Origin of the sequence: Enterococcus sp. VV15, assembly GCF_005236045.1 — a bacterium.
GTDB lineage: Bacteria > Bacillota > Bacilli > Lactobacillales > Enterococcaceae > Enterococcus_B > Enterococcus_B durans.
Map to the genome: position 1 here is coordinate 21,528 of NZ_QPTY01000035.1, position 12,011 is coordinate 33,538.

General features: G+C 37.5%; 15 protein-coding genes. 6 read left to right on the top strand and 9 right to left on the bottom strand.

Annotation, left to right across the window (positions count from 1 at the left end; genetic code table 11):
• Window positions 1–263 precede the first annotated feature (263 nt).
• Window positions 264–797, top strand: coding sequence for a peptide-methionine (S)-S-oxide reductase MsrA (gene msrA / locus DVW83_RS11585; RefSeq protein WP_104661088.1), 534 nt, complete (start codon window positions 264–266; stop codon window positions 795–797).
• Between the two features lie 374 nt (window positions 798–1,171).
• Here msrA and DVW83_RS11590 read toward each other — a convergent pair whose 3' ends face one another.
• A complete protein-coding gene (locus DVW83_RS11590) occupies window positions 1,172–1,855 on the bottom strand; it encodes a prepilin peptidase (protein ID WP_104660600.1) in 684 nt (227 codons plus the stop codon).
• 76 nt (window positions 1,856–1,931) lie between these two features.
• Here DVW83_RS11590 and DVW83_RS11595 point away from each other — a divergent pair, with 76 nt between their 5' ends.
• Complete coding sequence (locus tag DVW83_RS11595; protein ID WP_104660599.1) at window positions 1,932–3,464, top strand: gluconokinase; 1,533 nt, start codon at window positions 1,932–1,934, stop codon at window positions 3,462–3,464.
• 462 nt (window positions 3,465–3,926) lie between these two features.
• Entirely contained in the window at window positions 3,927–4,394 is a 468-nt protein-coding gene (locus tag DVW83_RS11600; RefSeq protein WP_005881193.1) for a Dps family protein, read from the top strand.
• 299 nt (window positions 4,395–4,693) lie between these two features.
• Here the strand turns inward: DVW83_RS11600 and argH are convergent, their stop codons facing one another.
• A complete protein-coding gene (argH, locus tag DVW83_RS11605; protein ID WP_104661293.1) occupies window positions 4,694–6,076 on the bottom strand; it encodes an argininosuccinate lyase in 1,383 nt (460 codons plus the stop codon).
• Between the two features lie 57 nt (window positions 6,077–6,133).
• Window positions 6,134–7,348, bottom strand: coding sequence for an argininosuccinate synthase (locus tag DVW83_RS11610; protein WP_104661294.1), 1,215 nt, complete (start codon window positions 7,346–7,348; stop codon window positions 6,134–6,136).
• 378 nt (window positions 7,349–7,726) lie between these two features.
• On the opposite strand from DVW83_RS11610, the gene rplM reads away from it, so the two are divergent.
• Together rplM and rpsI are read left to right on the top strand one after the other, a co-directional pair.
• Window positions 7,727–8,155 carry a 50S ribosomal protein L13 gene (rplM, locus tag DVW83_RS11615; protein ID WP_034865780.1) on the top strand — a complete coding sequence of 143 codons (429 nt, stop codon included), beginning with the start codon at window positions 7,727–7,729 and terminating at the stop codon, window positions 8,153–8,155.
• A 15-nt stretch (window positions 8,156–8,170) separates the two neighbouring features.
• Window positions 8,171–8,563 (top strand): 30S ribosomal protein S9, encoded by a 393-nt coding sequence (rpsI, locus tag DVW83_RS11620; RefSeq protein WP_005881201.1) that lies wholly within the window; start codon window positions 8,171–8,173, stop codon window positions 8,561–8,563.
• A gap of 267 nt (window positions 8,564–8,830) precedes the next feature.
• On the opposite strand, the gene DVW83_RS16005 is transcribed toward rpsI, so the two are convergent.
• The 6 genes from DVW83_RS16005 to DVW83_RS15635 form a co-directional block, all read right to left on the bottom strand.
• Window positions 8,831–8,932, bottom strand: coding sequence for a hypothetical protein (locus DVW83_RS16005; RefSeq protein WP_224784418.1), 102 nt, complete (start codon window positions 8,930–8,932; stop codon window positions 8,831–8,833).
• Window positions 8,933–9,038: 106 nt separating this feature from the next.
• Window positions 9,039–9,479 carry a tyrosine-type recombinase/integrase gene (locus DVW83_RS15620; RefSeq protein ID WP_224784411.1) on the bottom strand — a complete coding sequence of 147 codons (441 nt, stop codon included), beginning with the start codon at window positions 9,477–9,479 and terminating at the stop codon, window positions 9,039–9,041.
• Window positions 9,480–9,554: 75 nt separating this feature from the next.
• Entirely contained in the window at window positions 9,555–9,692 is a 138-nt protein-coding gene (locus tag DVW83_RS16130; RefSeq protein WP_224784419.1) for a hypothetical protein, read from the bottom strand.
• A 15-nt stretch (window positions 9,693–9,707) separates the two neighbouring features.
• On the bottom strand, window positions 9,708–9,905 hold the full coding sequence (locus DVW83_RS15630; RefSeq protein WP_224784412.1) for a hypothetical protein: 198 nt from the start codon (window positions 9,903–9,905) through the stop codon (window positions 9,708–9,710).
• A 65-nt stretch (window positions 9,906–9,970) separates the two neighbouring features.
• Window positions 9,971–10,252 (bottom strand): DNA-binding protein, encoded by a 282-nt coding sequence (locus DVW83_RS11630; RefSeq protein ID WP_104661295.1) that lies wholly within the window; start codon window positions 10,250–10,252, stop codon window positions 9,971–9,973.
• 388 nt (window positions 10,253–10,640) lie between these two features.
• On the bottom strand, window positions 10,641–11,270 hold the full coding sequence (locus DVW83_RS15635; protein WP_238699418.1) for a helix-turn-helix domain-containing protein: 630 nt from the start codon (window positions 11,268–11,270) through the stop codon (window positions 10,641–10,643).
• A gap of 208 nt (window positions 11,271–11,478) precedes the next feature.
• Here DVW83_RS15635 and DVW83_RS11645 point away from each other — a divergent pair, with 208 nt between their 5' ends.
• On the top strand, window positions 11,479–11,958 hold the full coding sequence (locus tag DVW83_RS11645; RefSeq protein ID WP_137239412.1) for a hypothetical protein: 480 nt from the start codon (window positions 11,479–11,481) through the stop codon (window positions 11,956–11,958).
• Window positions 11,959–12,011: the final 53 nt, after the last annotated feature.

A 12,011-nucleotide genomic window follows, 5' to 3' on the forward strand; every position in this document is an offset into this window, starting at 1 on the left:
TTTTAAAAAATTGTGGATAAAAAAGTGGGAAGAAGCTATCAACAGCTAGTGAGCAGCATGAAAAGTTACACGAAAAATAAATCCACAGGTGGATAAGTTTTTTCTTTTTCAATAATTATCCACAATATCAAAAAAGTGAGTTTGGATAGGCAGTAGGAAAAAAGAAATAAAGTAGCTTTTTAATACCCTGGTAGGGTAATTTAAGCAAATCAATAGGACTTTCATCTAAAATGAGTATGATAAAAGGAAAGGAGTTGATCATTATGGCAGTAAAAAAAGCGGTATTTGCCGGAGGATGTTTCTGGTGTATGGTAAAACCATTTGAAACGCAACCAGGTATTTTCTCTGTTATTTCAGGTTATACAGGTGGACACGTACCTAATCCAACATATGAACAAGTGATAACAGGAACGACAGGACATACGGAGGCCGTGGAGATCGCCTATGATCCTGACATTATCAGCTATGAACAATTGGTGGAGATCTATTGGCAACAAACCGATCCGACCGATGCGTTAGGACAGTTTGCAGATCGAGGGGATTCCTACCGGCCAGTCATTTATTATGGGAATGAAGAAGAGCGGGAAATAGCGGAAAAATCAAAACAAAAACTGCAAGACAGTGGTCGATTCGATAAACCGATCGTAACGAAAATCGAACCTAAAAGCGATTTTTATCCAGCAGAAGAATATCATCAAGACTATTATAGAAAAAACAAAGTACATTATCAGCTATACCGTGAAGGCTCTGGCCGTGGAGGCTTTTTGAGAAAGCATTGGGGCGATAAAAAGAGCTAAAAAATATAGAGTCTAGGACAAATCTAAAAATCAGTTTTGCTACAGACTCTCGAATAAACGAAAGTCCAAAAGTCAGTTTTTTCGGGAATTTCAAAAAAGGCTGGGACAGAAGCGTTTAACTCCGAGAAATAAGAAGAAATTAACGAAAATTGCTGTTCAAATTTTTGTGAATTTCGGCTTATTTAAGAAGGAGTTGCTTCTGCTCCCACCGTTTATTCGTTTTTAAAGAATGAGACGAAAGTGTTTCTTACTTCTGTCCCAGTCTCTTTTTTCTCCAATTTCTCAAACCTAAACGACTTTTTTCTCGACCTCTATGTTCGGCCGACAGCTAGGGTGCAACTAGAGGTCGGCTTTTTCATTGCTGTAGTATCGCATTATTCAATATGTTGGACAACGAGTAAAGCCACACTTAAAAAAGGCAGAAAGGGTAACTTTGTGATCCTCTTTTGAAAGAAGAAATGAGTGCAGTGCATAAAACAAATTCCTAAGGCACTAGCAATCAAGACTAAGTACAGTAATTGTACTAGTGAGAGTTGTCCGCTCCAACACCATACAACCAATGAATCGCCGGAACCTAAATAATCAGTAGCATAAAAAATCAAAAGACTACTGACAATCGATAGTATCAAAACCGTCGTGAATTGAAAATGCCCAATAAGCAACCAATAACTCCACAAAATGATCCAAATAAGGTAAAGTATCCCAGAATCAATGAAGAAATAAAAACAATCCATCAGTGAGAGCAAAAGAGCAGAGAGTATCCAAAAAAGGAGCATTGGATCCGTACTTGGTGCATAGTGGAAGAACCAAACAAAGATCCCGCCACAAGCCAGTTCAGCTAAAAAATAGCTTTGGGGTAAGGGAGCATGGCAAGAGCGACAGCGAAATCGTTGCAAGCAGATCGAAAGCAAAGGAATCAATTCATACCATGTCAAAAAATGGTGGCAGTTGACACAATGTGATCTGGGAGAAATAATAGAATGACCTTGGGGAATCCGTTGTGCCGACAAACATAAGAAAGAACCAAAACAACAACCAATGACAACAGACAGTAACATAGATGTATCCTCCTTTTTAGGTAAGATACGTCAGTAATGCTCCAATTTTTTCGTAATTTTTAGTAGAGGTGATAAAATGAATATCTCAATTGGCATAGATATTGGCACCACCCAAACCAAAGCAGTCGCCTTCGATGAACAAGCACAAGTCATCGATTCAGCGTACTTTCCCTATCCCTTGATCCAAGAACAACCAGGGATGGCAGAACAAGATCAAGAACTGATTTTCCATGCTGTTTGTACAGTGATCCAGCAATTGACTGAACGGTTCTCTAAAGAAGCGACGATTGACGTCATTTCCTTCTCGTCAGCAATGCACAGTTTGATTTTGTGCGATGAACAAATGGTGCCACTTACCCGAATGATCACTTGGGCAGATACACGTGCTGTGGAACAGGCAGAAAGATTGAAGAACACTCCACTAGGTGTAAGCATCTATCAACAAACAGGTACGCCGCTTCATCCAATGACGCCATTCGCAAAAATCAAATGGTTACAAGAAACACAACCAGAACTAATCGAACGTACCGCGTATTATATCGGGATAAAAGAATATATCATTTATCGTTTATTTGGCAAGCTCATAACAGATTATAGTACAGCCTCTGGCACAGGATACTTCGATATCCATCAGTTCAAATGGGCAAAAGAAGTGCTAGGTTACTTAAATATCAGTGAAAAACAGTTGCCTGAAATAGCTCCACCCACCATGAAGATGCCGAAACTTCAAGCAGAGATACAAGAAATATTGAAACTCGAAAATGATATATCATTTGTTTTAGGCGGTGCAGATGGGCCACTCTCAAATTTAGGATTAGGCGCATTTGGGGAGGATATCGCCGCATTAACGGTCGGGACGAGTGGTGCTATCCGATTTATAACAGATCATCCACAGTTGCACCCAGATATGGAAAATTTTTGTTACGTATTGGATCAAAGCCATTGGGTCGTTGGTGGGGCAACAAGTAATGGTGCAGGGATCTTTGATTGGGCAAGTCAAACCTTGATGCAGGAAATCACGCAACAAGCGATTGCGCAAGGAGACAATCCTTACGATGCACTGCTCTCAGCAATTGCTTTTGTCCCTCCAGGAGCAAACGGCTTACTTTTTCAACCTTATTTATTAGGAGAAAGAGCGCCACTATGGGATGCAGAGGCTTCTGGAAGCTTCTTAGGTCTCCAACGGCACCACACAGAAAAAGAGATGATGCGGGCAATCTTAGAGGGAATCTGTCTCAACTTGAAACGGATCTTGGAAGGAATCTGCCAAGAAGGTCAGCTATCTGAGCTACGAGCGACAGGTGGATTTGCTCGATCCTATGTTTTTCGTCAACTCATGGCAGATGTCTTAGGCTATCCACTCGTCTTTCCAACTGTTTCTGAGGCCTCCGCTTTAGGGGCTGTTTTTCTAGGTTGGCAGAGCCTAGGGAAAATCAAGGAATTAAATGAAGGCAAAAAATGGATCAAATTAGAGACCCAAGTTCCCGTACAGAAAAATATCCACGAGATCTATGAAATCATTTATCCGACATTCGTTGATACACAACAACAATTAGTCAGTACCTATAAACGACTAGCACACCTTCGCCAAGCATTAGACAGAACATGATACCCAAAAATTGAATCCAGTGGAATAAGGTCAGCTAAAGATGAAGTTAAAAGGGAAAGCGCAAAGCCACAAAAAAGCAGTGAGGACAGCTTCGGTGCCCTCGAATGCGGGCTGTCTTAGTAGGTCTTTTGAAGATTGGTATCAAGGACAAGCATCAAGGACAGAGTTACCCCAAACCAACTGTGGGATTTTCCAAAAAATTTTTCCATCCTAGGAGATTCCTCTCTGCTAGTGGTAGGAGGAACAGCAGATCAGAGTAGTATAAATCAACAAATTGAACAAGCAGCTATTTAATAATGAAGAAAGCAAGTCAATTTGTAGTGGGGAAGTACAGGGGAACAAAGGTTGAAAAAAGAATCGTTCTCTGTTGAAAATCATTCTCAAGTAAATGGTTTCATTGTACTTTTGTCTCAAAGTTTACTATGCTTTTAATGTAAATAAAAGTTAGGAGGAAACCAGAAAATGAAATTCCAACAAACCAAAGAAGTATTAAATCAGTTAGTCGCAGATTTGAGTCAAATGTCTGTTGTGGTTCACCAAACACATTGGTACATGAGAGGGCCTGGCTTCTTGACATTACACCCAATGATGGATGAGTTCATGGATGATTTAAATGAACAATTGGATGAGATCTCAGAACGTTTGATCACGTTAGATGGCTCACCTTACTCAACTTTACGGGAATTTGCCGACAATACAAAAATCCCGGATGAAGTAGGCCGTTGGGACCGTACAATCCCAGAACGCTTAGAAACACTTGTTAAAGGCTATCGATATTTAGCAGACCTTTATCAAAAAGGGATAGAAGTATCTGGCGAAGAAGGCGATGATCCAACACAAGACATCTTTATTGCATTTAAAACAGCTACTGAAAAACGTATCTGGATGATCCAAGCACACTTGGGCAAAGCACCAGAAATCGATGCATAAAGATAATTGATAGAATATATAATAGTAGAAAAACTGCGTGGGACAAAAGTAAGAAACACTTTTGTCCCATTCTTTAAAAACGAATAAACGGCGGGAGCAGAAGCAACTCCTTCGGCTTATTTCTCGGAGTTAAACACTGCTGTCCCAGCCTCTTTTTTTATGTTAGAGAGGTATTCATTTTTATTTGGAGACCTTTTTGAAAGAGAATGGCTATCTACGAGTGACTTCAACTAAGATATTATCATTTATAAAGAATAGAAGAATAAATGCAGAGTCGTCTTCTTGTGGAAGCTAATCTTCTAATTTTCGATGGCTAACTCTTTATGTGCATGGTCAAGTTGCAACCGTACTTGATCAAATCCTGTCCCACCAAGCGAATGGCGACGTTTGACAGCAGTTTCCGGTTGAAGAGTCACATAGATATCCTCTTCGATCAAAGGACTGATTGCTTGGTATTCTTCAAAAGGAATATCTTGTAGATACCCACCTTTTTGCGTGCAACGCAGAACCAATTTACCAACGATCTCGTGGGCTTGGCGGAAAGGTAATCCTTTAGTAGCCAGATAATCCGCTAATTCTGTAGCATTAGAGAAATCTTTTTGAGTGGCTGCGTACATACGTGATTTATTCACTTTCATCGTAGCAACCATCCCATCCATGATAGTCAGGCATGCCAATACCGTTTCACTGGTATCGAACATCCCTTCTTTATCTTCTTGAAAATCCTTGTTGTATGCTAAGGGAAGACCTTTCATCAATGTCAATAAACCAAATAGATTTCCATAGACACGTCCTGTTTTTCCACGAATCAATTCAGCCATATCCGGGTTTTTCTTTTGTGGCATGATTGAACTGCCTGTAGAAAACGTGTCTGTTAATTCAATATATTGGAACTCGTAACTACACCATAAAACGAGTTCTTCACAAAAACGTGACAAATGCATCATCAACAAAGAGCAGTTACTCAAAAATTCGAGGATAAAATCACGATCACTCACAGCATCTAGACTATTTGCATAAACACTAGAAAAATCTAACTCTTTAGCAGCAAATTCTCGGTCAATCGGAAAAGTTGTCCCGGCTAAAGCCGCACTACCTAATGGAGAAAGATCGATTCGCTTCAAACTTTCTGTTAAACGCGCATAATCACGTGTAAACATCTGATAATAGGCAAGCAAATGGTGACCAAATGAAATCGGTTGAGCATGTTGGAGATGGGTATAGCCAGGCGCAATCGTTTCTACATGTTCTTCCGCTTTTTTCACAAAGTTTTGGCGTAGATGATGCAATTTTTCAAGTATCTCCTGCACAGCATCCTTCAAAAACAGGTGCATGTCCGTGGCGACTTGATCATTTCGGCTACGAGCTGTATGCAATTTTCCGGCAACCGCACCAATCTCCTGATGCAGTAACGTTTCAATATTCAAGTGGATATCTTCATTTTCAATGGAAAATTGTAAATTTCCCTCTTGCAGTTTCTTTTGTAAGGTCTTTAATCCTTCTGTAATTGCTGCAGTTTCTTCAACTGTAAGAATTCCTGTGTGTCCAAGCATCTTGACATGGGCCAAACTCCCTAAAATATCCTGTTTCGCTAATTTTTGGTCAAAAGAGATCGATGCTCCAAACTCGTCAATCCATTCTTCACTTTTTCCTTGAAAACGACCACCCCAAAGTTTTTCCATTATTGTTCCTCCCAGTAATTGGCAAGTATCCGGCGTAAATCTTGTATGATTTGCAAATTATTTTGTACTTGTTTTGTTCATCTGTTTTTCTTGGACTTCTGCGTGGACCTTTGAAGGTAGTCCCCATAATTTGATAAAACCAACAGCTGCCTGTTGATCGAATGTATCAGCAGAAGTATAAGTAGCCAATTCCTCACTATACAAACTGTTTTCTGATTTACGTCCTTCTACGATGACATTTCCTTTGAATAGTTTCACACGAACCGTGCCATTCACATACACTTGTGTCGATTTCAAGAATTGAAGCAACGCTTCTGTCAAAGGATTGAACCATAAACCGTCATAGATCATTTGACTTAATTGTTGTTCAATGATCGGTTTGAAATGCGCCAATTCACGAACAAATGTCAAGTCTTCTAATTCTTTATGGGCTTGCATCAATGTTACAGCTCCAGGACATTCATATACTTCACGGGATTTGATGCCCACTAAACGGTTCTCAACGTGGTCGATACGGCCAATACCATGTTTACCAGCCAATTGATTCACTGCAAGGATCAGTTGTGAAAGAGAGAGCTTCTCACCATTCAATGCAACGGGCACCCCTTTTTCAAAGGTAAGCTCAATGATATCTTCTTCATCAGGTGTGTATTTCAAATCAGTCGTCAGTTCATACGCACCAGTAGGAGGAGTTGTCCAAGGATCTTCTAATACGCCACATTCGCATGCACGTCCCCAAAGATTTTGATCAATCGAGTAAGGGTTATCTAGATTCGCAGGAATCGGAATTCCATTGTCTTTCGCATAAGCAATCTCTTCTTCCCGAGACCATTGCCATTGACGAACAGGTGCTACGATATTTAAATCAGGCGCCAAGGCATTGATCGCCACTTCAAAACGAACTTGGTCATTTCCTTTTCCAGTACAGCCATGCGCAATCGTTGTTGCACCAGTTGCTCGAGCAAGTTCCACTAATTTCTTTGCAATTAAGGGGCGTGAAAGAGCAGAGACCAGTGGATAAGACTGTTCATAGAATGTGTGCCCTTGAAGCGCCACACTCGCAAATTCTTGGGCAAATTCTTCTTTCGCATCAATCGCATAAGAAGCAACCGCACCAACTTGTAATGCTTTTTCTTTGATGAACGCAGTATCTTTTCCTTCACCAATATCAAGACAGCACGCAATGACATCATATCCATCATCTGCTAACCATTTGATTGCGACAGATGTATCCAGACCACCAGAGTAAGCTAAAATAATTTTCTCTTTCATAGAAATCTCCCCTTAATTTTCATTGTTTTCAGAATTGATTGTTTCAAATGATAACATTATAAAAATAAAAAATCAATCAATTTAATAAATAAATATACAATAAAACGAAATAAAAATATATATTATGCATTTATTTATGAATATTCATCGTTTTATTCAAAGTGGATTTTTGATTGGACATTGAAAAAATGAAAAGAATAAAAGAATTTGCACTGAAAATTAAAATTTTTCATTAGAAAGAAAAAACATTGACATTAAGGGGATTAGAAGGTAATATGTTAAATGGTATTGTTTGCCCCACAAAGAGCCCCGGAAACTCGAAGTGTATGTCAAACATCAGAACTTAAATTGGAGGAAAATAACGTGCGTACAACATATATGGCCAAACCAGGCGAAGTAGAACGTAAATGGTATGTAGTAGACGCAACTGATGTTCCATTGGGACGTCTTTCAACAGTTGTTGCATCTGTACTACGTGGTAAAAATAAACCAACTTTCACACCTCATTTGGACACTGGCGATTTCGTCATCGTCATCAATGCAGATAAAGTGAAATTAACAGGTAAAAAAGCGACTGATAAAATTTATTACCGTCACAGCAACTTCCCAGGAGGATTGAAATCAATCACTGCTGGCGAATTGCGTGCTAAAAATTCTCGTCGTTTGATCGAAACTTCTGTAAAAGGAATGCTTCCTAAAAATACTTTAGGCCGCAAACAATTTACAAAATTAAATGTATACGGTGGCGCTGAACATCCACATGCAGCACAACAACCAGAAGTTTTAGACATCACAAACTTAATCTAATAGGAGGGAATTTCATTGGCACAAGTTCAATATATCGGCACAGGCCGTCGTAAAAATGCAGTTGCTCGCGTACGCTTAGTACCAGGAACTGGTAAAATTACTGTAAACAAAAAAGATGTTGAAGAATACATTCCACATGCTGACTTACGTGAAGTTATCAATCAACCTTTCGCTGTTACTGAAACAAAAGGCGCTTATGACGTATTTGTTAACGTAAACGGTGGAGGCTATGCTGGACAATCAGGAGCTATGCGTCATGGTATCGCTCGTGCATTGCTAGAAGTTGATCCTGACTTCCGTCTTGCTCTTAAACGCGCTGGGTTACTTACTCGTGACGCACGTATGGTTGAACGTAAAAAACCAGGTCTTAAGAAAGCTCGTAAAGCATCTCAATTCTCAAAACGTTAATTGCGATTATCGTTTGAGTTCACGAGTTACGAGAATCGTACTGGGCGAAGCAATGCTGAGCGCAGTTACCTTGATCCTAACTTTTCTGGCACTTTCCAAATTTTGGAGAGTGTCTTTTTTGATTTGATAACGAGTTTAGGGACGACTTTTTTTGTACCTCGTAACCAGCTATTCATTTTAATTAGCATTTCTATAGTTTTCTAAGAGCTTAAGTGTATCTATTTTTGTCTGGTCGTTAGTGTGTCCATAGACATCTCGAATCATGTTTTAAGTTTCTGCATGACCGACAAAAGATTTGATAATTAAACCATCAATTCCTTGATTCAGTAAATCTGATACAAAAGTGTGTCTTAAACCATGAGGAATGATATGTGGAAGGCTGTATTTTTTCTAACTGATTCAATTTGTTGTTTAACCAATCAGTATGGAGTGGTTGGTTAACTTCGCCTTTTTGGTTTACATAAGTGAATAAAAATTACTGTTGTGTTTGTTTGCTATTCAATTGTTTCAACTCAACAGCTTGTTTTCGTTTCCATTCCCTCAATAAATTTACAATGGTTTCATTAATCGGAACGTCACGAAAACGATAGCCATTTTTCATACCTCTCACACGCTCATATTTCTCTAACTTGTGAGACAAAGAAACTAGTTGTTTCTTGAAGTCGATGTCAGCCCACACAAGAGGATAAATTTCACCTTTTGTTGCGCCGAGGTAGTAAGTTAATGCCAGAAGGACATAATTTTGGAAGCCGTGTTCCTTTTTCATTAGTTTTAGTGATTGTTGAACAGTTTCAACAGAATAATATTTTTGCTGTTTCTTATTTTCCTTTTTCCGTTTAAGAGCTTCATTTACTGGAATTTCAAGTAGCTCGTAAGGATTGTTGGAAATATATCCTTTTAGTAGCGCATATTTCATTACTTGCTTTGTGTAAGAGACACAGAATTTGAAATTGGTGTAAGGTTTAATTTTTTTCTCTTTGTCGCCAAAAGCTCACAAAATTTGAAGGCTTTCTAAAGTATCGAAAGATACAGCTTTAATTTTCTTGCTTCCTAAATAGGGAAGAATGTGAAGTCGAAAGATGCTTTCTGTCCGATCTAGTGTACTTTGTTCATGGTATTTTGTTACAATATATTTTTTCTTCCATCAAATCTTATAAACCTCTTCAAATGTGTAGTCACCTTTTTTCTTTTTCACTTCTCCTTTCAATTTTTGAAGCTTGGCTTCCTGTTCAAGAATCAGAGTTTCATTTTTAGTATCTGCATAGGAGACAAACCTTGAAAAGCCTGTTCCCATGTAGACATTCACTTTGTATTTTCCATTATCCATTTCCTGTATAGCCATGTTATTTTCTCACTTTCTTTTGCACATCAGAATATGAGAACACTATTTTTTGAGTGTAGCATGGTTTAAGCTGATTGAACATAATTTTTTAACCAGTGATCAATTTCTAGTTTGTCGTAGAGGACGACACCATTAATGTTAATTAGTGGAAGACCTTCCTCAATTAATTTATCAATAGTGTTGTTGGAGAGATTGAGATATTGGAATAATTGCCATTTTTTGATGTAACGCTTGTTCAGTCCTAGCTCGTCTTCAAAGTGCGTAATTTCAGTCTTTAATAACTGATGAATGGTTTCCTGTAACCCTTGTTTTTGAGAATCAGACAATAAAATAGTGAGTTCATTCATTTATGATTTCCTCCATTTTTCTTGATTTTTGTGTAACGAACGTTTTGTTCTTCAAAGCCCATTTCTTTGTTTGGAATCCCTTGTTCATCCCATGTTTGAAAGAAAATAGGTTGTTTACTTATATAATTTTTGGTAAATAAAACTTCTTGGTCTTTTACCTCATAAAGACAGGGAGACGCTTCTAAAATTTTTTTGAGGAGAAGAGTGAGTACAAGCCTTTCAATCACTATGACCTGAATTATTGAAACTCTATGCAGAGAAAACCGTGGATGATTATTATGATTGGTTTGAAAAGTAAAGATAGAAGTTTAATCAAATAATATGATAAATAAGTCAGCCGCCACGTACATCTGTTTGACGAGGTTGCTGACTTATTTGAAAATAAAAATTAATGGTATCTAATATTAACCTCTCTAACATGCGAATAGGGACTTAGATCTATATCTACCAGACCATTGTATAAGACCTTCTTCTCACGTATACCTTCGTTAATAAATTTATACATATCTATAGTAACTATTCCATTTTTATTGTTTGTCTCTGTATAATATCCTGCGAAAGTGTTTTCCTTTGGTAGATTAAATAATACTTCCACTTTTTTATCTTTTATTGATATTTTTTTTAGATCTTTTTTTGTGAAAAGTGTAATATTAGAAGTGACTGGTTCATTGGACTTAATAAAATTAACAGTGGGTGTTTTTGTAAAAAATAGAAAGATAATAGTACTTAATGCAATTACTAATAATGTCGCGAGTACTAAACTTATTTTTTTTAGCCATTTTTTCTTAGATAAGTCTTCGTCAATCTTCTCAACAATAGTATTATCTGTATTCAATAAAAAGTCTAAAGACACATCTAAAATTTTTGATAAATCAATGAGTGTTTGAATGTCCGGATAATTTCGACCAATTTCCCAATTTGAGATAGCCGAACGACTAACATTTAATTCTTTTGCCAATCCTTCTTGAGTAATACCTAATGAAGTCCTTCTTTCTTTTAGAATTTCACTAAATTCCATAAAATTTCCTCCAAACGTATGTAGCTGAATTAATTATATTTAAGCATAAAATAATTCATTCTTGTAGCCAGCATAAAAAGAAAAAGATGTTTTAGAGCCACAGTTTGTGACATTGCCATTTTAAGGTAATTTATGGCAGACACACTATTTAAAATAAAGTACTATAATGATTGTGAACGTTCACAAAAAATAGAACGGAGGAGTTAACATGAAAAAGAGTTTATTTGCCATATTGTCATTGATAGTAGTTTCTATATGTGTAGTTCCATTAAATGTACTGGCTTCTGAACAAAAAGAAGCAAATTTACCAGAGATTACTAATACACTAGAAGGTCTTTCGCCTAGTAAAGAAAGAGGTGGAAGCACACCTACAGCGAATTGGAATGTAGCAAGTCAAGGTCGTTATAATATGTCTGGATCTTATTTTGGGAAATATTATTTATATTCCAACTATAATATTTTCGGGAAAAATAAATATAATTATTATTTTCATAATGAAGGTTCCAGTATGTTGGAAATTAGATTACGCGACTCAGTAAGTCATGCAGTTCTAAAGACTTATTTTGTTTCTGTCGGTGATACTATATCGGATAGTCTAAATATGACGGACAAAAATTCAAAATTTTATTTTGAATTTTATGGTACTACGGACTATGTTTTTTCTGATAAAGTCCATATAATTGTGTAAAAGATAAAAGGCCATGTAACAGCCCTTTTACGGTACAATGTTTTTAACCACAA

Bases quoted from the DNA above. Each gene is read 5' to 3' on its own strand.
- msrA (WP_104661088.1), top strand. From the start codon at position 264: ATGGCAGTAAAAAAAGCGGTATTTGCCGGAGGATGTTTCTGGTGTATG.
- DVW83_RS11590 (WP_104660600.1), bottom strand. From the start codon at position 1,855: ATGTTACTGTCTGTTGTCATTGGTTGTTGTTTTGGTTCTTTCTTATGT.
- DVW83_RS11595 (WP_104660599.1), top strand. From the start codon at position 1,932: ATGAATATCTCAATTGGCATAGATATTGGCACCACCCAAACCAAAGCA.
- DVW83_RS11600 (WP_005881193.1), top strand. From the start codon at position 3,927: ATGAAATTCCAACAAACCAAAGAAGTATTAAATCAGTTAGTCGCAGAT.
- argH (WP_104661293.1), bottom strand. From the start codon at position 6,076: ATGGAAAAACTTTGGGGTGGTCGTTTTCAAGGAAAAAGTGAAGAATGG.
- DVW83_RS11610 (WP_104661294.1), bottom strand. From the start codon at position 7,348: ATGAAAGAGAAAATTATTTTAGCTTACTCTGGTGGTCTGGATACATCT.
- rplM (WP_034865780.1), top strand. From the start codon at position 7,727: ATGGCCAAACCAGGCGAAGTAGAACGTAAATGGTATGTAGTAGACGCA.
- DVW83_RS15620 (WP_224784411.1), bottom strand. From the start codon at position 9,479: ATGAAATATGCGCTACTAAAAGGATATATTTCCAACAATCCTTACGAG.
- DVW83_RS15630 (WP_224784412.1), bottom strand. From the start codon at position 9,905: ATGGCTATACAGGAAATGGATAATGGAAAATACAAAGTGAATGTCTAC.
- DVW83_RS11630 (WP_104661295.1), bottom strand. From the start codon at position 10,252: ATGAATGAACTCACTATTTTATTGTCTGATTCTCAAAAACAAGGGTTA.
- DVW83_RS15635 (WP_238699418.1), bottom strand. From the start codon at position 11,270: ATGGAATTTAGTGAAATTCTAAAAGAAAGAAGGACTTCATTAGGTATT.
- DVW83_RS11645 (WP_137239412.1), top strand. From the start codon at position 11,479: ATGAAAAAGAGTTTATTTGCCATATTGTCATTGATAGTAGTTTCTATA.